The organism is Sphingomonas zeicaulis, assembly GCF_050433225.1.
Lineage (GTDB): Bacteria > Pseudomonadota > Alphaproteobacteria > Sphingomonadales > Sphingomonadaceae > Sphingomonas_D > Sphingomonas_D zeicaulis.
Genome location: NZ_JBNPXQ010000006.1, coordinates 137,230 through 156,653 on the forward strand (window position 1 = coordinate 137,230; position 19,424 = coordinate 156,653).

Below are 19,424 nucleotides of genomic sequence, written 5' to 3' on the forward strand. Positions count from 1 at the left end.
GTCTGATTCGGAAACTATTCCGAACCGGCATCGGAAAAGGGTGGTGATCCTCGGTGCGGGCCTTAAAAGGGGCGGGTAAAGCATGCCGGCCAAGCGAATGAACAGCCGCCGTCGGCTTGGGAGAGCCTATGCCCGAAGCGCGATTGCGGCGTCCGCCCGGTCGTCCGCGCCGACTGACGCTCGACGCGATCGTCGATGCCGCCTGCCAGATCGGCCTGGCCGACTTGGAGATGAGCTTGGTCGCCGATCGGCTCGAAACCGGCGTGGCGACGCTCTACGGTTATGTGAAGAGCCGCGCGCAGCTGCTCGAGATGGTCGGCCGGCGCATTGCCTTCCGGTCGCTGCTCGAGGATCGCGGCCAGTCCTGGCAGGACGTGCTGCGCGAACATGCGGCAACGAGTGCCCATCTGTTCCGCCACATCCCCCAACTGATCACCCAATTGATGATGGGTGGTCTCGACACCGAAGCGGTCGACTATGCGCACCACATTCTGCGTCGCCTCGAAGCCAGCGGACTGGACCGTGCGGTTGCCACCAACGCCTATATCGAGGTGAACCAGGTGGTGATCGGCGCTGCGGTGAGCCTGATGCAGCGCCGGGCAATGACTGCGGCGGGCGGGGACGCATGCCCGGACGATATCCCCGCTGCCTTCGGTGATTATCGCCCGACCATGGAACGGATCATCGCAGACTATGAACGCATCGCTGCGCAGACGACCCGCTAGGCTTCGTCCTCGCCCAGCAGGCTGAGCTTCTGCAGCAAGGTGGTGAGCTGGCCGATCTCGTAAGGGGCGAGCGTGTCCTCGAGCCGCAGCTGGAAGGATTGGGCGACCGCCATCAACTCGGTAAGCAGCATCTGGCCCTCGCTCGCAAGCAGCAGGGTTTCACCGCGCGCGACGATCGCGCCGCGGGCGATCAGGCTCTCGATCGCCGCGTCCGGCAGGTCGACCCCGCCATTCGCCGCGCGTCGCGTCAACTCGGCACGCGGGCAGCCGTCACCCAGCCCCAGCGCGACGAGCACGCTATATTCGGACGACCGCAGCCCGCGCTTGCGATATTCCCGCCGCACCCCGCGAAATGCGGCGTCATAGGCGCGGTTCAACAGATGGCCGATGAAATAGCGGCCGAACTCGCCGTCATTGTTCAGCTCGGTGGGGCGGGTCTCCCTGGCGCCCGAGAAGACCCCGCCGTAGCGCCCACCGTGGAAGACGAGCGGCTGGACGTCCTGGTCGGCGAAGTCGATCACCTCGCCCACGAAGATCGCATGGTCGCCACCCTCATATTCGAAAGTGGACCGGCAGCCGAAACGGGCGGCGCAGCCCGGGATCATCGGGGCGCCCTCCGGTCCATCCGCGATGTCCATCCCCTCAAACTTGTCGATGCCGCGCGAGGCGAAGCGGTTGGACAGCGCCTCCTGCTCCGCCGACAGGACATGCACGGCCCAGCAGCCGGCGTTCCTGAACGCCGGCAGGTTGGGGCTGCCCAGCGCGAGGCTCCACAGGACCAGCGGCGGATCCAGCGAGACCGAGTTGAAGCTGTTCGCGGTCAGGCCGATCGCCTTTCCGCCGACATCCCGGGTCGTGATGATGGTGACGCCGGTGACGAAGCGACCAAGCGCCGAGCGAAACGCGTGCCTGTTGTCTGCCATTGCCGTGCGCCTTTCGATCGATGATGCCGCCGGATGCTTCGGGCGGGCCTGCAATGGGAAGCGCAGGCCTGAACATATCGGCGATGTGAAGCCTATGGCTGTTTGCCGGTTCGCAGCCGAGGAACCGCGCCGAAGAAGGCCCGTCCGCCCTCGTCGAGACAAATGAACTCCGAATAATGGCCAAGATGCGCGCGCGTATCCGCATAGATATAGTCGAGGGCGCCCGGCACCGACCCCGCCAGCGGCATCGCGTAGCCGCGTTCCTGCAGACGAGCGACCATCGCCTCATGATCGTCGATCAGATAGCCGAAATGGTGAAGCGCGATGTCGCCCGTTCGCGTGGGCAGGGCATCGTCATAGATCGTCGCCTGCGCCGGATCCGGCTCGATCAATTCGATCATCACTGCGTCGATATAGGCGAGTGCGATGCGCCGCGTCGGCGGTGCGACGCCATCGATGGGATCGGGTGCGTTGATCAGGAATTCGATGGCACCGAACCGCTGCCGATAGGCTGCGATCGCTGCGTCCAGTTCGCGCGTGACATAGCCGAACTGGAAGAAGCCGGAAAAAATATGGGTCATCTCTGCCTCCGCATCAGCTTCAGGTCGATCCTCCGACATCGACGCGCAGCCGCTGGAGCTTCAGCGCGCTGATGCGCCATGCCCCGTCAGCCTTGGCATAGCGTTCGAAATAATGGCCGAAGCCGTGGAGCGTCTGGCCGGGCAAGGCAGAGTCCGCCGACCAGCGCAGAATATCCTCCATCGCCCAAATGCCCTGGGCTTCGACGTCGGACAGAATGTCGATCTCCGGGCAGTGGCCGTGATGGACGCTGATGCATCCCTCGAGAGGTCCGCTCGCCGCGGATGCGATCGCGTCAGGACCGATCATCAAGCACCCGGGTACGTCGTCGCGGATATCGAACGCCGCGTCGGCGGTGAAGAGCGTCCTGAAGGTGTTCCAGTCCTTGGTGTCAACGCAGCGGAAGTAGCGTGCCTTCAGCCGCTTGATGTCTTCGATCGCGAGCAGCCGCTCAATGTCCGTCATGGCTTGCCTTGTGCTTCGCTGCCTGCGGTGGGCAAAGGATGTGGCCTCCGCGCCCAAACGGCAATCGCCCGATCACTTGCCGCGCCATTCCATCAGCTATGCGATCAGATGGGCGCGCGCCTTGTCCCGCAACTTCCGTCGGCTAGGTCCAGGCCTGCTGCTGACAGAGGTTGCTCGAGATGAAGATCCTTGTGCCCGTGAAGCGGGTTATCGATTACAATGTGAAGCCGCGGGTGAAGATGGATGGCACGGGCGTCGACCTGGCCAACGTCAAGATGTCGATGAACCCGTTCGACGAGATCGCCGTCGAAGAGGCGATCCGCCTGAAGGAAAAGGGCGTCGCGACCGAGATCGTCGCGATCTCGATCGGCGAACCCAAGTCGCAGGACACGCTGCGCACCGCGCTGGCGATGGGCGCCGACCGCGCCATCCTGGTCACCGCCACCGGTGAGGTCGAGCCGCTCGCGGTCGCCAAGATCCTGGCGAAGATCGTCGAGGAAGAGCAGCCGGGCCTCGTGATCCTGGGCAAGCAGGCGATCGACGACGACAGCAACCAGACCGGCCAGATGCTGGCGGCGCTGACGGGGCGTCCGCAGGGCACCTTCGCCTCGAAGGTCGAGGTTTCGGGAGACAGCGTGACGGTCACCCGCGAGGTCGATGGCGGTCTTGAGACGGTCAGCCTCAAGACCCCCGCGATCGTCACCACCGATCTCCGCCTCAACGAGCCGCGCTATGCCTCGCTGCCCAACATCATGAAGGCGAAGTCCAAGCCGCTCGCGCAGAAGACGCCCGAGGATTATGGCGTCAACACGACGCCGCGCCTCAAGACGCTGCACGTCGCCGAGCCGCCCAAGCGGAGCGCCGGCGTGAAGGTGGCCGATGTCGACGAGCTGGTCGGCAAGCTCAAGGCGATGGGAGTTGCGGCATGAAGACGCTGGTTTGGGTCGAGCATGAAGGCGGCGTGGTCAAGGACGCGACGCTTTCCACCGTCACCGCCGCGGCGAAGCTGGGCGAAGTCCATCTGCTGGTCGCGGGCGAAGGCGTCGGCGGTGTTGCCGAGGCGGCGGCGGCGATCGCCGGCGTCGGCAAGGTCCATGTCGCCGACGACGCGACCTATGCGCACGCGCTGGCCGAGAATGTCGCGCCCTTGATCGTCCAGTTGATGGCCGATCATGACGCGTTCGTCGCGCCCGCTACCTCGATCGGCAAGAATGTCGCGCCGCGCGTCGCCGCCCTGCTCGACGTGATGCAGATATCGGACATCCTCTCGGTCGAGAGCGAAGACACCTTCACCCGGCCGATCTATGCCGGCAACGCGATCGCCAAGGTGCAGTCGTCGGATGCCAAGAAGGTGATCACCGTGCGCGGCACCGCCTTCGAGAAGGCGTCGCGCGAGGGTGGCAGCGGTGTCGTCGAGGCGGTTTCGGGGGCGGGCGATGCCGGTCTCTCCAGCTTCGTCGGTGCCGAGATCTCCAAGTCGGAGCGTCCGGAACTCACCTCGGCGAAGATCATCGTCTCGGGTGGCCGTGCGTTGCAGAACAGCGAGAATTTCCACGAGATCATCGAACCGCTCGCCGACAAGCTCGGTGCCGCGGTCGGTGCCAGCCGCGCTGCGGTCGATGCGGGCTATGTCCCCAACGACTATCAGGTCGGCCAGACCGGCAAGATCGTCGCCCCGGAAGTCTATATCGCCGTCGGCATCTCCGGCGCGATCCAGCACCTCGCGGGGATGAAGGACAGCAAGACGATCATCGCGATCAACAAGGATGAGGACGCACCGATCTTCCAGGTCGCAGACCTCGGCCTCGTCGGCGACCTCTTCAAAGTCGTGCCGGAACTGACCTCCAGGTTTTGATTCGGGAAGCCGCCGGCCGTTTAAGCGCGGCAATTGCAACGTCGTTTGATTGGGCGCATGACGACTTGCATGCAAAAGGATCAGGCCCGCGCTGCGGCGCACAAGGACAATCCGGACCCATTCGAGCCTCTTTTGCGCTCCGAAGCCCTGACCGAAAAGGTTGCTGAGCGACTGCGTAACGCGATCCTGTCCGGTGCGTTGCCGCCGGGCACGCATCTCAGCGTGCCGGAAATCGCACGCCAGCTCGGGGTCAGCCGGACGCCGGCGCGCGAGGGGCTGATCGTGCTCGAGCGCGAAGGCCTTGTCGAGCCGCGCCCCAGCGCCGGAGTCGCTGTGATCGCTGGCGGCGCGCTTGAGATCCTCGACCTGCTCGACATTCGCGAGGGGCTGGAGATCATGACGGCGCGCCGTGCGGCCGAGCGCATGGACAAGGGCGCCGTGCGCGCGCTCAAGGCGCTCGTCGCGGAACATGAGGCGGTGGTCAAAGGCGGCGATCTCACGCGTCACGTCGAACTGGACGCGGCGTTCCATGCAATGATTCGCGAGGGCGCCGGCAATGCGCGGCTGGCGCGGCAGCTGGTGCAGATCGATCAGCAACTGCGGGTACTCAACGGCCGCCTGTCGCGCGCCAAGGGCTGGAGCGGAAAAGCGGTGATCCGGGATCATCGCGCAATCGTCGACGCCTTGGCCGCAGCCGATGCCGACGCGGCCGAGCGGGCACTCCGCGCCCATATCGAGCGGACGCGCACCTTCCTGCGATCGGTGCCGCCGGCGGACTGAACCGGAAAGGTATCACAAGGCCGATAAGTGCGGCGGGAAGTCGTACGCACCGCGATGATTTGCATGTTGCATGTATGATTGCCGCAGGGCGGAGGACTGCATGATTCGGCTGGATGGCAGGGTAGCGATCGTAACCGGTGCCGGGCGCGGCATGGGGCGGGCCCATGCGCTGCTCTTGGCCGCGCGCGGCGCAAAACTTCTCGTCAACGATTATGGCGGATCGCAATCCACGATCCGCCCGGGCACCATTTCCCACGCGCAGGCCGTGGCCGACGAGATCGTCGCGGCAGGCGGCGAGGCCGAGGCCGATGCCACGCAGGTCGGCACGGGCGCCGCAGCCCGCGAGATCGTCGATCATGCGTTGGACCGGTTCGGCAGGGTCGACATCCTCGTCAACAATGCCGGGGGAGCGCTGATCGGCGAACCCGATGCCTATGACGATGACGAGATCGAAGGCGTCGTGCGGACCAATTTCATCGGCCCCTACATGCTGCTGCGGCGCGTCTGGCCGCTGATGCGCGCGCAGCGGTTCGGACGCATCGTCAATGTGATGTCCTCGGCCGTGCTCGGCGCGGGCCAACTCGCGCCTTATGCGGCGGGCAAGGCAGGGCTGCTCGGTCTCACCCATGACGTGGCCTTCGACGGTCGACCGCACAACATTCTGGTCAACGGGATCTTCCCGACCGGCGCCTCGCGCCTCACCGACGGCTCGCAGGCGGATCTGGCGCAATGGTATCGTACGCACTTCCAGCCGGGGAAGGTGTCGGCGCTGGTCGCCTATCTTTGCAGCGAGCCGCTCGAATTCAGCGGCGAGATCTTCAACGTCGGCGGCGGGCGCGTGGCGCGACTCGCGATCTTCGACAATGACGGCATGTTCGATCCCGCGATCACGCCGGAAGGCATCGCCGCCAATATTGCAGTGATCCGCGACCTGAGCCGGCCCACGATGATCCCGACGCTCTGGGCGCAGACCGAGCGCTATTTCGCGCACCTGCCCTGGTCGGGCGGCCAGGCCGGTCTGTTCTGAGAGGGGAAGCGCGGATGGAGAAAGTTCTGGATGGCAAGGTCGCGATCGTGACCGGCAGCGGTTCGGGCATGGGCGTGGGTATCGCTCGTGCGTTGGCCAAGGCCGGTGCGGCGGTGGCGCTGGCCGGTCGGACCGCTGAAACACTTGAACGGACGCGCGCGACGATCGCGGCCGAAGGCGGCCACGCGATCGTCGCGGTGTGCGATATCACCGATCGGGCGCAGGTCGACGCGGCGGTGGCGCGGACGGAAGCGGATCTGGGACCGGTCTGGCTGCTGGTCAACAATGCGGTGTCGGCCGACAACCGGGCGATCGAGCATGTCGACGACGCCAATCTGGACCTGGTACTGCGCTCCTCGATCCACGGCTCGCTCTACATGATGCAGGCCTGCTTCCCGACGATGAAGGCGCGCGGCGGACGGATCGTCAATTTCGGTTCGGGCGGCGCGACCATGGGCCTGCCTGAGGTGGGCGCCTATGCCATCGCCAAGGAGGGGATCAGGGGCCTCACCAAGACCGCCGCGACCGGCTGGGGCCAGTATGGCATCACCGTCAACACCGTCTGTCCGATGGTCGCGACGCCGCTGTTCGATAGCTGGTGGAAAAGCCTGAGCGAGGCGGAGCAGGCGCACCAACTCGCGATGATCCCGATGCGCCGCATGGGCGACGGCGAAAAGGATGTCGGACAGACCATTGTGTTCCTGGCGAGCGACGCCGCGAGCTACATCACCAGCCGCACCTTCCATGTCGACGGAGGACGGGCTTTCTATGACCGCTGAGCGATGGTTCGATGGGCGGGTGGCAGTGGTCACCGGTGGCGGCAACGGCATCGGCCGCGCGCATGCGCTCGCGCTCGCGCTCGGGCGACACGGCGCGAAGGTGGTGGTCAATGATCTCGGCGGCGATCCGAGCGGACAGGGGGCCTCGGCGACCGCGGCGGATGCGGTCGTGGCGCAGATCCGGCAGGCGGGCGGCGATGCGGTCGCGAACCACGATTCGGTTGCAGAACCCGCCACCGGCGCGACGGTGGTGGAATGCGCGCTCGACCATTTCGGCCGGCTGGATGTCGTCATCCCCAGCGCTGGCATCGTCGCCAACAGCCGGTTCGAGGACATGACCGCCGAGGCGCTGGACAGGGTGATGGACGTGCACCTGAGGGGCAGTGTCTTCCTCGCCCAGCCAGCCTTCCGTCAGATGCGTCGGCAAGGCTATGGCCGCTTCGTGTTCACCGGTTCGGGGACCGGCCTGTTCGGCCATGCTTGGATGGCCAATTATGCGATGGCCAAGGCGGCGATCGTCGGTCTTTCCCATACCATCGCGATCGAAGGTGCGCCGCATGGCATTCTCTCGAACGTGCTGATGCCGAATGCATCGAGCCGGGTCGGCGCAGCGATGGGCCGGGGGTTCCGCGAATTGCCCGCCTTCGCTGCGAGCATGGACCGGATTGACTTCGCGGCCAACCGGCGCGGCGACCCCGCCTACAGCGCAGCGCTGGCGCTCTATTTGGCGAGCGACCGCTGCACGCGGAGCCGCGGCCTCTTCTCCTATGCGTTCGGCCGCTATGGCGAGGTGGTCATCGGCGTCGGCAAGGGGTGGCGCGTCGAGGAGGCAGGGACGCCCGAACCGGCGGACATCGCGGCGCACTGGGACGCGATCTGTGCGCGCGGCGCCCTCGACGAGCCAGCGGACGTCTATGACGAATATGCCCAGGTGCTGGGCGCATGACGGACCCAACGGATATCGCCGCGGTGACCTGCGTGCTCGACATCAAGGCGCAATCGGGCGAAACGCCGGTCTGGTCTGGGTCTGAACGCAAGCTGTTCTGGGTCGACCAGGAAGCGCACCGGCTCAACGCTTTCGATCCCGGGTCCGGCACGAACGAGGCATGGCAGATGCCGGCGCATGTGAGCAGCTTCGCACTGCGCGGCGCGAACGAACCGATCCTGGTCGCGCTTCGGTCCGGCCTGTTCGATTTCGACCGTGCAACGGGCGCATTGGCGCCGGTCGCGGCGCCACCACCCTATCCACAGGACACGCATCGCTACAATGATGGCCGCTGCGATAGGCAGGGCCGCTATCTGATCGGATCGGTCGACCTGTCCTATTACCAGTCCCGTGAGGCCGGGCGCGCAGCGGTCTATCGGCTGGACGATCGCGGCCTGGTGCCGGTGATCGACGACATCACATGTGCGAACGGCATGGCGTTCAGCCCGGATGGCCGCACCCTGTATCTCGCCGACTCGCCCGCGGCCACCGTCTACGCCTTCGACTATGACGTCGAGAACGGCATGCCCTCCAACCGGCGCGTATTCGTGACGCGCGATCGCGCCGACGGCATCTTCGACGGTGCCGAGGTCGATGCCGAGGGCGGCTATTGGGTCGCGCTTCTGATGAAGGGCGCGGTCGCGCGCTATACGCCCGATGGCCGCCTGGAGCGCGAGATCCCGGTGCCCGTGCTGCAGCCGACAAAGATCGCCTTCGGCGGTCCTGACCTCGCCATGCTTTATCTGACCAGCGCGGCGCACCGCCACATCCCCGGCGACGAACCGATGGGGGCGCAGGCGGGTGGTCTGTTCACGATCAGAACGGGCTTGCGCGGCCTGCCCGAGGCCCGTTTCACCTTCTGATCACGGCCTTGCAACTTTGCATGCAACATGCATAAGAGCGGAAAGAGAGGAGACGCTATGACGATCATTCTCGACCCCACCGCATCGCTGGCGCACGATATCGCCGATGCCGGTGCCGAAGCTGGCGGGCTCGCCGGCAAGCGCGTGGCGATCCGCATCGACATGCTATGGCGGAGCTGGGACTGGGTGAGCGCGGTCTGGGCGGAAGGGCTGCGCGCCGAGGGCGCGGAAGTCGTCTTCTGGCGCAGTTGCGGCCGCACCGGAGCGGAAGGCATTGCCGCCGACGCTGAATATCGCGCCCTGATCGGCCGGAGCGACCTCGCGATCGTCGGCCTGGGCAATTGCGGATCATGTACCAGCTGGACCATTGCGGACGCGCTCACCGCGGCGGCAGCGGGCCTTCCGACGATCGCGGTGGCCACCGCCCATTTCGAAGGACTGGCGAGAAATCTCGCCAAGCGCGGCGGGCGATCGGGCCTGCGCCTGCACATCCTTCCCTATCCCCTCGACATCCTTTCGAAAGAGCAGGTCGATGACATTGCAAGAGATCAGTACCGATCGTTCCTGCGGGGTTTCGGGGTGCGAAGCCGATTGGTTGAGCAGTCGGCGGCATGAGGTTAACGACGACATCGTCGCCTTCAACGACTGGGCGATGGCGCAGGGCTGGGGCGACGGACTTCCCCTGATCCCACCCACCGAGGCGCGCGTCCAGGATTTCCTCGTGGCGGGCGGTCGCTTCCCCGACGAACTCGTTGCGGTGCTGCCGCCAATGCGCGCCGAATGCACGGTCGAGAAGATCGCGGTCAACGCCGTGATGGCCGGCTGCAACGGCACCGCGATGTCGCTGCTGTGCGCCGCCATCGCGGCGATGGCCGATCCCAAGTTCGACCTCGCCGGTCTCAATGCCACGACCGGGTCGGTCGTACCGGCGCTGATCGTCAACGGGCCCATCCGCAACCGGCTGGATATTCCGTATCAGGCCGGTTGCCTGGGGGGCGTGGCGTCGCCGGCGGTTGCCATTGGCCGGGCGATCCGCCTGATCATGCGCAACGTTGCCGGACAACTGATCGGCGCCACGTCGCAGAGCGTCTACGGGACGCCGGGCCGGGTCGCGGGCATCGTTTTCGCCGAATGGGAAGAGCGTTCGCCCTGGGCGCCGCTCGCCGAGCGGCGGGGTGTTCCGGGCGATGCCGTCACCGCCTATGGCGCGATGGGAACCGCGAACATCTGCGACGTGGTGACGAAAAGCGCCGATGGCTTTCTCGACATGATCGCCAAGTCGATGGCCTATCCGGGTGCCAACGGATTCCTGCCCTCATCGGCCTTTTCCGAAACCTTGTGCGTGATCAATCCGATCTGGGCGGAGGTGATCGCCAGGGACTACCCCGACATCGCCGACGTGCAGGCCTATCTGTGGGACAGATGCGCGCTTCCGATCGACTGGTTCCGGCCCGAATATCGTGATCCCATCGGCAATCTCGGGCGCATCAAGCCGGACGGACGCGTCCATCTGGTCCCGACGCCCGAGGATGTGCTGGTCATGGTCGCCGGCGGGGAGGGCGGCCTGCACGCGGCGATGCTGCATAGCTGGGGCACCTGCCTGACCGTCTCGCAGCCGGTCGTGGCGGCATGAGCACAGTCATCGTCGGCGATCGCGTGCGCACCCGCGCCGAGGTGCTCGACCGCGCGGCGCGGCTGGCAGGCGCCATGGCGGCGGCCGGCGTCGTCGCTGGCGACGCGGTGGCGCTGCTGCTGCGCAACGACTTTCCGGTGCTCGAGGCCAATCTCGCCGTCCGCAGACTCGATGCCTATGGCGTGCCGATCAACTGGCACTGGCATGCGAGCGAGATCGGCTATGTCCTGCGCGATTGCCCGCCGCGCGTCCTGATCGGACATGCCGATCTGCTGGACGCGATCCGCGACGCGCTTCCCGATCGTCTGCCGGTCGTCGCCGTGGATGCGGCGGGGCCGGATTGGGTGGACTATGAGGGCTGGATCGCGGCCCATGAACCCTATGGCGGGCTCGGCAACGGCTTGGGTTCGTCGATGGTCTACACCTCGGGAACGACGGGGCGGCCCAAGGCGGTCAAGCGCCTGCCGGCGACCGGCGAGGAATCGGCGCAGCGGGCGCGCGTGCTGTCGATCATTCACGATACCGGGCCGGAGAATGTCGCGCTGGTGACGGGACCGCTCTACCATCTCTTCAGCCAGGCGCTGCTGATGGCGACCTTTGGCGCAGGTGGCTCCGTGATCGTCATGGAACGGTTCGATCCCGAGGCGTGCCTGCGCCTCATCGCGCAGTACGGCGTCACCCATAGTGCGCTGGTGCCGACCCTGTTCGTGCGCCTGCTGCGCCTGCCGGCCGAGGTGAAGGCGCGCTACGATCTCGCCACGCTGCGCCATGTGGTTCATTCGGGTGCTCCGTGCGCGGCGGAAGTGAAGCGGGCGATGCTGGCATGGTGGGGGCCGGTGCTCCACGAAACATATGGCTCGACCGAGACCGGGGTGGTCACAAAGATCAGCCCTGCCGAATGGCTCGCGCGCCCGGGCAGCGTGGGCAAGCCGGTGCTCACCGGCGAGGTTCGCGTTCTTGCCGAGGGTGGCGGCTGGGCGGAATCCGGAATCGTCGGCGACGTCTATCTGCGCATCCACGGCACGCCGGATTTCACCTTTCATGGCGATGCCGCCAAACGGGCGTCGGTCGAACATGGCGGGCTGATCACCTGCGGCGATGTCGGCTGGCTGGACGATGAGGGGTATCTCTTCCTGTGCGACCGGCGTGTCGACATGGTGATTTCCGGCGGCGTGAACATCTATCCGGCCGAAGTCGAAGCCGCTCTCCTGGAACATCCCGACATCGCCGATTGCGCGGTGTTTGGCGTGCCCGATCCGGAATATGGCGAAACACTCGCAGCGCAGCTGCAATCGAACGCAGATCTTTCGGTCGAAGCCGTGCGCAGCTTTCTGAAAGAGCGGATCGCCGGCTACAAGGTGCCTCGGCACATCGCCATTGTCGCCGCGCTTCCGCGCGAGGAGACCGGCAAGATCATGAAACGCAGGCTGCGGGAAAACTTTCTCGGGCAGGAGGCGGTGCATGGCTGAACCCGATAGCGGCGCGCTCTCGGGCCTCAGGGTGATCGACATGGCGTCGCTCTATGCCGCACCGCTGGCCGCGACGATCATGGCGGATTTCGGCGCCGACGTGCTGAAGATCGAGCCGCCGGACGGCGATCCTTTTCGTGGCACCAAGATGTGGCCGATCGTGGCGCGCGGCAAGACCTGCCTCGCCCTTGACCTGCGCACAGCCGCCGGCATCACGGCGTTCAAGGATCTGGTGAAACAGGCCGACATCGTCGTCGAAAACTATCCTGCTGCGGTGCTCGAAAGGCGTGGCATCGGCTGGCCTGTACTCTCCGCACTTAATCCGCGGCTGATCATGCTCAGCATATCCTGTTTCGGCGCGAGCGGCCCCTACGCCGATCGGCCGGGATCGGGCACGATCGGCGAGGGGTTCGGTGGCCTGACCTGGCTGATGGGGGAAGCGGATGGTCCGCCGATGTTGCCGTCCGTTGCCCTTGGCGACGCGGTGGGCGCGATGAGCGCGGTGATCGGCACACTGGCCGCGGTCTACAACCGCGAGCGCAACGGTCGGGGCCAACAGGTGGATGCGAGCCTTTATGAGCCGGTCCTGCAGATCGTCGCGCATGCCGCCCAGCATTGGACGCCGGGTCGACCGCCCCGCCGCTGCGGTTCCCGACTGCCCGGCGTCCTGCGCAATGTCTATCGCACGGCGGATGGCCGCTTTGTTGCCATCTCCGCGAGCACCGCGCGCCATCAGGCCGATCTCGTCGCGCTCGCCGGCGGGGAGGGAGACGAGGATGCGCGCGTCGCGCGCTGGATCGCCGGGCAGGCGCAGATGGCGTTGATCGACCTCCTGGCTGCCAGGCGTATTCCGGTGGCGGCTGTGAATGACCTCGACAGTCTGCTCGACGATCCGCACGTGAGCGAGCGCGGCAGCCTCGTGCGTGTAAGCCACGAAAGCCTCGGCGATCTGGCATTGGCCGCGCCGACACCGCGCCTTTCGCGCACGCCGGGCCGCATCGGAGAGGTGAACCCGCCGCTCGAGCGGGATGTCGATGCTGTATGGGCGCGGTGGGCACTGGCCTGAGCCTTGCTTCCTCCCGCTGGCGCTTCGCAGCGCATCTCGGCATCGCGTCCAGCGACATGCCCCTTCTCCGGGCCAGCGCCGGCAGTACCGATCCGGTCGCTCAGATCGCATGCGCAGCGCGGCTCGGTTTTGCAGGCGTCACGGACAATCTGCTTAAGTTGCGCGCGCCACCCGTCCGCCGCGACATGCGGCTGGCGTTACGCGATCACGGTCTGGCGATGGGCAGTTTCGTTCATGATCCACCGGGCGCGTCGACCTGCTACTGGGGGCAGCGGATGGCCGATATCGAGGGCGCGCTCGCGACGACCTGGTCGGTTGCTGCGGATATCGGCGGCGGCATCGTCAATCTCATTGTGCTCGACGGCGGTGGACCTCGCGACGACCAGTTGGGCCATGCGACCGACAATCTGGCGATCGCGGCCCGGATGGCGGCGGAGCGCGGCGTCATGCTGGCGCTCGAGTCGATCAGCCGTGCGCGCGTGCCTCACGCGCTCGACGTGAAGGTCACGGCGCTTGCACGCCTTGTCAGGACGATCGGCTCGCCCGCGCTCGGGCTCATTCTCGATAGCTGCCACTGCGACTGCAACGGCGAAGATATGGCAGGTGCAATCGTTCGGCACGTGGACATTCTCGCCGGCGTTCAGTTCGCCGACATGCCCGGTCGCGTCGAGCCGGGAGCGGGCAAGATCGATTTCAAGCCGATTATGTCAGCGCTCGACATGATCGGCTGGAAGGGACTGATCGAGACGGAGTTCATGCCCGCAGCAAACGGCAGCGCGGGTGAGCGCGCAGCGCTCGACGCACTGACGCGGCTGCCCTAGTCCGGCAGCTCGTCAGGGTATCGACCCATTGCGAGGTAAGCGACCGCGGCCAGTGCGAAACTGGCTGAAGCCGCCATGATCGCGACGTTGTAACTGCCAAAATGATCATAGGCGCGGCCGATCAGACTGGCCCCCACAGCGACACCGAGCGCGATGCCCAGGGTCGAGAGACTGTAGATCGTCGCATAGCTGCGCAGCCCGAAATAGCGGGCGATCATGAATGCGACGATGTCGATCTCGGCCCCTTGGCCCAATCCGATCATCAGCACCGCGCCATAGAACAGCGCGGGCGGTACGTCGGCCTGAAGCAGAAACAGGCACCCGACCGCCGGCGCCATGTTGAGCACGAACGCGACTGCTGGCGCCCATAACCGATCCACCAGCACGCCGCTCAGCAGCGCGCCGAACGCGGCGGCGGTTCCCATGACGGAGACGGCGCCGACCGCGGCAACCGCATCGAGCCCCTTCTCGACCGCCAGCGGCTTCATCTGCGACAGCAGCGACACCACCGGGACATAATTGAGCACCGATGCGGCAATCAGAATCTGGACCTTGCGCCTGGCGAGCAGCCCCCGCCACGAGTCGATCGTCGGCGTGCGGTTCGCCCGCGCGGCTGGCACCGCCATCCTGCGCGGCAGCCACAGCCAGATCAGCGGCAAGGGAAGGGCGAGGATGAAGGCACCGAGCGTCAGATATCCGCCCATCGTGCCGAACCGGCCGATGACGGGAAAGAGCAGCATCGGCATCAGCGCGCCCGCGATCGCCAGACCCGACCGGCCGATCGCGAGCGCGGTACCGCGCGTGCGATCGAAGGCGCCGCTCAGGATGCGCGTGACGGTGATGCCGGTCGTCGCCATGCCGGCCATCGAGAACAGGAAATAAGCGGCGTAATAATAGCCGAGCGACCCGCCCATCAGCGCCAGGAGCACATAGCCGGCAGCCGTGAACAGCAGGCCGGTCACGAGGATCGGGCGTACGCCCCGCCGATCGGTCAGCCGCCCGATGACCGGCGCGGCGAAGGCGGTGACCAGGCCGAAGCTGTGGACGAAGGCAATGTCTCCGCGCGACCAGCCGAACTGGTGCTGCAGCGGTTCGACGAACAGGCTGGAGACCGCGGAGAACAGCGAATAGCCCAGCGATCCGGCGAACAGCGCCGCCACGCCCTGGCGCCAGGCAGCGCGCCATTCCCGAACCGCCATCCGCGCGTGCGACATGTGCTCCATCCCGCCATGCTCTCCCGATCTCGACGCCGGGCATGCTGGGCGATGACCGGATCGATGCATAGCGGCGCGTGCGAGGCATCCCCCATCTGATATGCGATGACGCGCGTGCGTGCGCCGGACTTCGGGTGCTCAGCCCAGCAGGTCGCGCAATCGGCGCACTGCGGGGTTGCCGTCGCCGCCGCTGATCGGAAGGCTTGCATTGGCCGCCAGCGCCAGTGCGATCGCGCGTTCGCTGATGATCGCGAAGCGGTAGGTCGCGAACATCTCGTGCCACGCCATCGCATCAGCCCTCCGGCCAATGGCATCCTCCCAGGCGCGGATCGTCTCCTCGCGACCGCCGATCCCGTCGAGGCGGGGAACGCCCGTGCCTTCGGTGACCCACCAATCATAATAGATCCACCAGCCGAGATCGCTTTCCGCGCCGCCAAGCGAGGCCGTTTCCCAATCCAGCACGGCGCAGCACCGCTGCTCCCGGAACACCATATTACCCAGCCGGGCATCTCCCCAGGCGAGGCCCGTGGGGCGATAGGCGGGCATGTGTGCAGCGATCCAGCCGCGCGCCTTCTCGAGCACGGGATGAGGCGGCACGCCCGCCCAGTCAAGATAGGCGTCCCACGCGGCGATCTCTTGGTCGAGCCCGGTCGCACCCAAGGCCGGGCGGTTCAGGAAGGCAGCGCGGTCCGCCGGGATGCGGTGGATCGCGGCCATCGCCTGCACGCCCGCGAGCCACATTGACGTCCGCGCGGCAGGGGACGCGTCGAACAGCGTACCCTGGCTGTGATAGCGCTCGTGGGGAACGGCGCCAGCGACGTGTTCCATAACAAAAAAGGGTGCTCCGAGGATGGACGGATCCTCCTCCAGCCAGAGCAGGCGTGGTACCGGTGCCGTGCTTTCGCGACGGACGCATTCCATCACCCGATACTGCCGCGCGATCGACGGGTCCGCATAGACCTGGTGTCGCATAGCCTGGATGCGCAGCACCCAATGCTCCCGCCGGCGCGCGCCGCCTTCGACAATGTCGACGTCGAGGAAGATCGTCTCGCTGGAAGAACCGCCTTCCGCCGCGCGAAGCGGCGCCAGATCGATCGAGCCGGCCCGCGGCATGCGGGCATGAAGCCACGCCATCATGGTGTCCCGGGTCGCCGAAAGGTCGCGCGCTGGCAGCGCCGTCATCGGGGTTGGCTGTCGTCGACGATCAGCACCACCTTGCCACGCACGCCGCCGCGCTCGATCATCTCCTGCGCCCGCCCTGCTTCGGACAAGTGGAACCGCGCCGCAATTGGTACCGCGATGGCGCCGGCAGCCACGTCTGCGCCAAGCATGGCGAGGCGGGCGCCGTCCGGATGCACCGCGACGAACTCTGGCGTGACCGGCAGCCGCGCGCTGTCGAGCGGATCCGTGGCGGCGGTCAGGATGTGGCCGCCCAGCCTCGTCGCCATGGCCAGCGCCGTCGATGCTGCGCCGCCGACCGTGTCGATGACGCCGTCGAAGGGGGCGCCGCCCCAGCCGGCACCGTCCAGCGCGACCACATGGTCGACGCCGAGCGCGCGCGCGGCCTCGGCATAGGCAGGGCGAACGGCGGCGACTACCCGCGCGCCCGCCGCTTTCGCCGCATGCACCGCGAAGCGGCCGACCATGCCGGTCGCTCCGGTGACGAGAATGAGATCGCCCGGCGCCGGTCGGAGATACTCCTCCACCATCTGCGTGCCGGTGAGCGCGGGGCACGGCATCCCCGCGGCGGTGGCGAAATCAAGCCCGTCGGGCAGGTGCGCGCAACCGGTCGCCGCGGTGACCACATAATCGGCATAGCCGCCCGCGACCATCGGATCGAGCAGGGCGAAGACGCGAGCGCCCGGCGCAAGCGTTGCGACGCCCACGCCCAGCGCGGCGACGGTTCCCGCAACGTCATAGCCCAGGGTCTTTGGGAAATCGTAGCGAATGAAATCCTTGAACAGGCCGGCGCGGTGCTTGTGATCTGCCGGGTTCACACCCGCCGCCGCCACGCGGATCAGCACCTCGCCGGGGCCCGGCGAAGGGCGTTCAGCATCTTCGTAGCGCAACTCTTCCGCGCCGCCGTGCCGGTGGATCCGCGATGCCTTCATCCTGCTCTCTCCCTCTTCATCCATGCTCAATCCAGCAGCCGCTTGAGATCATGGTCGAGCGCGGCGCTGGAAAAGCGGGCGGCATAAGCGGTGTTCACCGCCTCCGTCTGATATTTGGTCGGATTGGTGAGGAAGATGAACAGCCCCCACGCGATCGAGCGCCGATAATCCAGCCACGCCGAGTCGTACCCGGGCACCTCGACCCCATGGCTTGCGAGCGCCGTGAGGTAGCGTTGCAGCAGGGGGCCTTCCCATCTCGCCCGCTCGGCGACGTCGAACGCGCAGACGATGTGATACGACACTTCATGATGCCAAGCGGTACGCGCGACCTGCGCGTCGAAAAAGCCGGGCGCGCCATGCTCGTCGATGAACAGATTGCCCAGATGGGTGTCGCCATGGATCAGGCAGCGCGGTTGCGCGAACTGGATCTCACCGATCGTCGTCAGCGCCTGCGCCATCCAGTGGCGATCGTGCCAACGCGTCGACACGGCGGCACCGCGCGGCGAGGCCATGTAATGGTCCCACACCTCGGGGACGAGGAAGCGCTGCTGGAATTCCTGGCCCCAGCTTTCGAACCGGCTGCCGATGTCGGACCAGCGGCCGCCCGCCTCGAATGCCGGAGACTGCCAGGTCTCGGCGTGATAGTGCGCCATCGCGTCGATACGCCGTGCAACCTGGTCGAATGTCTGCGGGCGCAGCGCGCTGCAAAATTCCAGGCCGGGCCGCCTGAGATCCTCCATGATGACGATCGACTGGTGCGATCTCGGGTCACTTCCTGCGAAGTAGCAGCGCGGTGAGGGCATGCTGATATACGGCAGGATGTCGGCATAGAAGCGGGCCTCGTTGGCATACATTGCCGCCATGTCGTGGCTGTGCGCCTCGAAGCCGCCCTTGACGATCAGCGTGGCGGGCAGGTCTCCCGCATCATCACCCTCATAGCTTGCCCGCACGCGGATCTTGGTCGAGGTGCCGCACAGGATGTCGACGATCGTGGCCGAGGTGACGGTCACCGCCGGCCGGTGCTGGCGGAGCGCCTCGGTCAGCCAATCGGCGGTCACACCCTCCGGCACGAGCGGCAGGGGCAGGGCGCCGGCGGGCGCGACCACTTGCGTCAAGCCGGTGCACTCCAGCTCTTCCTGACGCTCAGCCCATCGACGCCGTTCGCACCGATCGCCAGCACCGGCGGCCGATTCCCGCCGGTCGCGTTGGTCGACACTTCCAGGTTCGACATGCCAATCCGGTCGCCCAGGCGCGCGATGCCGATACATTCGACGGCGGTGTAGCCGCGCACATGCATGGCCACACCATCCGCCCGGTCGCAGCCAATCTCGAGGGTCTCGCCGGTCTCGAGCAGGATGTGGGCCGTACCGCCGCGCGGACTGAGCGCGTCAGATTCCATCGTAACCAGAATCTCGGAATCGACGATCGCGAGCGGCACGCCGTCACGCAGGATGTAGCCGAACTTCAAATATTGCCCGCCCTCGGTCACCACCGCGAGGACGTGCGCGGAGAGATCGGGGCCGAACACACTCGGCCACCATCGGGTCGACCGCAGCGATCCCCAGGAGCGCGGGCCCCAGGAGCGATCACGATAGCCCAGCGCATCGACCACGATCTCACGGTCGCCGAGGCGGACGGTGCCGGTCATCCGGCCGGCGACCTCGAAATGATGCGCGGTGCCGTCCGGCATTGGCGGGCCCTTGACCAGCGCCATATAGTCGTAGCGTGGATGAAAGTCCTCGAACCGCAGCGTCGCGGTGCAATCGGCGAAGTCGGCTGCAATCTGAAGACTGTCCAGCTCCACGCGCAACGCATTTCCCCAGCCCATATGACGGTCGCCACGGTCGCTGGCCGCCATGGGCACGCCGGTCACGTTGGACCGGAAGCGCGTACCGTCGTCGGTGAACAGGGCGAAGCAGCTGTTGAGCGCCTGCACCACGGGTTCCTGCCCAAGCCGCCAGAAGCCGCCCACGCCTGCCTCACGATCATGCCAGACGAACAGCGCGCTTTCCTGCCAGCTCGCCTCGGCGCCCGGGTCATGGGGGCAATCATCGGCTGCGGTGAAGGCGGGCAGTGATGTCATGGCCATGTCCCTTCGCTCGGCGATCGTTGGAGATGTGGGGTAAGAG

General features: G+C 66.6%; 21 protein-coding genes. 13 read left to right on the forward strand and 8 right to left on the reverse strand.

Going from position 1 to position 19,424, the window contains the following annotated elements:
- The first annotated feature begins 128 nt into the window (after positions 1-128).
- On the forward strand, positions 129-725 hold the full coding sequence (locus FHS96_RS19220; RefSeq protein ID WP_429595349.1) for a hypothetical protein: 597 nt from the start codon (positions 129-131) through the stop codon (positions 723-725).
- Here FHS96_RS19220 and FHS96_RS19225 read toward each other — a convergent pair.
- From FHS96_RS19225 to FHS96_RS19235, 3 genes are all read right to left on the reverse strand, one after another.
- Positions 722-1,648 (reverse strand): flavin reductase, encoded by a 927-nt coding sequence (locus tag FHS96_RS19225; RefSeq protein ID WP_429595352.1) that lies wholly within the window; start codon positions 1,646-1,648, stop codon positions 722-724. The genes FHS96_RS19220 and FHS96_RS19225 overlap by 4 nt on opposite strands.
- Positions 1,649-1,740: 92 nt before the next feature.
- The gene (locus tag FHS96_RS19230) at positions 1,741-2,229 is read right to left on the reverse strand and encodes a VOC family protein (RefSeq protein WP_429595355.1); all 489 of its coding nucleotides are present in this window, start codon (positions 2,227-2,229) and stop codon (positions 1,741-1,743) included.
- 19 nt (positions 2,230-2,248) lie between these two features.
- On the reverse strand, positions 2,249-2,692 hold the full coding sequence (locus tag FHS96_RS19235) for a nuclear transport factor 2 family protein (protein WP_429595358.1): 444 nt from the start codon (positions 2,690-2,692) through the stop codon (positions 2,249-2,251).
- A 179-nt stretch (positions 2,693-2,871) separates the two neighbouring features.
- Between FHS96_RS19235 and FHS96_RS19240 the strand changes: the two genes are divergently transcribed.
- The 12 genes from FHS96_RS19240 to FHS96_RS19295 all read left to right on the forward strand — a co-directional run bounded on the left by FHS96_RS19240 (position 2,872) and on the right by FHS96_RS19295 (position 13,970).
- Positions 2,872-3,621, forward strand: coding sequence for an electron transfer flavoprotein subunit beta/FixA family protein (locus FHS96_RS19240; protein WP_429595361.1), 750 nt, complete (start codon positions 2,872-2,874; stop codon positions 3,619-3,621).
- Complete coding sequence (locus FHS96_RS19245; RefSeq protein ID WP_429595364.1) at positions 3,618-4,547, forward strand: electron transfer flavoprotein subunit alpha/FixB family protein; 930 nt, start codon at positions 3,618-3,620, stop codon at positions 4,545-4,547. Before FHS96_RS19240 ends, FHS96_RS19245 begins: the two co-directional genes overlap by 4 nt.
- Positions 4,548-4,679: 132 nt before the next feature.
- Entirely contained in the window at positions 4,680-5,327 is a 648-nt protein-coding gene (locus FHS96_RS19250) for a GntR family transcriptional regulator (protein ID WP_429595367.1), read from the forward strand.
- Positions 5,328-5,427: 100 nt separating this feature from the next.
- On the forward strand, positions 5,428-6,354 hold the full coding sequence (locus FHS96_RS19255) for an SDR family NAD(P)-dependent oxidoreductase (RefSeq protein ID WP_429595370.1): 927 nt from the start codon (positions 5,428-5,430) through the stop codon (positions 6,352-6,354).
- A 14-nt stretch (positions 6,355-6,368) separates the two neighbouring features.
- Entirely contained in the window at positions 6,369-7,133 is a 765-nt protein-coding gene (locus FHS96_RS19260) for an SDR family NAD(P)-dependent oxidoreductase (RefSeq protein ID WP_429595373.1), read from the forward strand.
- Positions 7,123-8,079: an SDR family NAD(P)-dependent oxidoreductase gene (locus FHS96_RS19265; RefSeq protein WP_429595376.1), complete on the forward strand. Its 957-nt coding sequence runs from the start codon at positions 7,123-7,125 to the stop codon at positions 8,077-8,079. Before FHS96_RS19260 ends, FHS96_RS19265 begins: the two co-directional genes overlap by 11 nt.
- Positions 8,076-8,981 (forward strand): SMP-30/gluconolactonase/LRE family protein, encoded by a 906-nt coding sequence (locus FHS96_RS19270; RefSeq protein ID WP_429595379.1) that lies wholly within the window; start codon positions 8,076-8,078, stop codon positions 8,979-8,981. Before FHS96_RS19265 ends, FHS96_RS19270 begins: the two co-directional genes overlap by 4 nt.
- A gap of 57 nt (positions 8,982-9,038) precedes the next feature.
- The gene (locus tag FHS96_RS19275; RefSeq protein ID WP_429595382.1) at positions 9,039-9,596 is read left to right on the forward strand and encodes a UGSC family (seleno)protein; all 558 of its coding nucleotides are present in this window, start codon (positions 9,039-9,041) and stop codon (positions 9,594-9,596) included.
- Positions 9,577-10,614, forward strand: a complete 1,038-nt coding sequence (locus FHS96_RS19280) for a hypothetical protein (protein ID WP_429595385.1) — start codon at positions 9,577-9,579, stop codon at positions 10,612-10,614. The genes FHS96_RS19275 and FHS96_RS19280 overlap by 20 nt, the downstream gene beginning before the upstream one ends.
- Positions 10,611-12,083, forward strand: a complete 1,473-nt coding sequence (locus tag FHS96_RS19285) for an AMP-binding protein (protein ID WP_429595387.1) — start codon at positions 10,611-10,613, stop codon at positions 12,081-12,083. The genes FHS96_RS19280 and FHS96_RS19285 overlap by 4 nt, the downstream gene beginning before the upstream one ends.
- The gene (locus tag FHS96_RS19290; protein ID WP_429595390.1) at positions 12,076-13,149 is read left to right on the forward strand and encodes a CaiB/BaiF CoA transferase family protein; all 1,074 of its coding nucleotides are present in this window, start codon (positions 12,076-12,078) and stop codon (positions 13,147-13,149) included. Before FHS96_RS19285 ends, FHS96_RS19290 begins: the two co-directional genes overlap by 8 nt.
- A 56-nt stretch (positions 13,150-13,205) precedes the next feature.
- Complete coding sequence (locus FHS96_RS19295; protein ID WP_429595393.1) at positions 13,206-13,970, forward strand: TIM barrel protein; 765 nt, start codon at positions 13,206-13,208, stop codon at positions 13,968-13,970.
- Here the strand turns inward: FHS96_RS19295 and FHS96_RS19300 are convergent.
- From FHS96_RS19300 to FHS96_RS19320, 5 genes are all read right to left on the reverse strand, one after another.
- Positions 13,967-15,184: an MFS transporter gene (locus FHS96_RS19300; protein ID WP_429595396.1), complete on the reverse strand. Its 1,218-nt coding sequence runs from the start codon at positions 15,182-15,184 to the stop codon at positions 13,967-13,969. The genes FHS96_RS19295 and FHS96_RS19300 overlap by 4 nt on opposite strands.
- A 138-nt stretch (positions 15,185-15,322) precedes the next feature.
- Positions 15,323-16,318 (reverse strand): phosphotransferase family protein, encoded by a 996-nt coding sequence (locus tag FHS96_RS19305; protein WP_429595399.1) that lies wholly within the window; start codon positions 16,316-16,318, stop codon positions 15,323-15,325.
- 44 nt (positions 16,319-16,362) lie between these two features.
- On the reverse strand, positions 16,363-17,295 hold the full coding sequence (locus tag FHS96_RS19310; protein WP_429595402.1) for an NADP-dependent oxidoreductase: 933 nt from the start codon (positions 17,293-17,295) through the stop codon (positions 16,363-16,365).
- 26 nt (positions 17,296-17,321) lie between these two features.
- Entirely contained in the window at positions 17,322-18,401 is a 1,080-nt protein-coding gene (locus FHS96_RS19315) for a phosphotransferase (RefSeq protein WP_429595955.1), read from the reverse strand.
- A 5-nt stretch (positions 18,402-18,406) separates the two neighbouring features.
- Entirely contained in the window at positions 18,407-19,378 is a 972-nt protein-coding gene (locus tag FHS96_RS19320) for a DUF7064 domain-containing protein (protein WP_429595405.1), read from the reverse strand.
- Between the last annotated feature and the right edge of the window lie 46 nt (positions 19,379-19,424).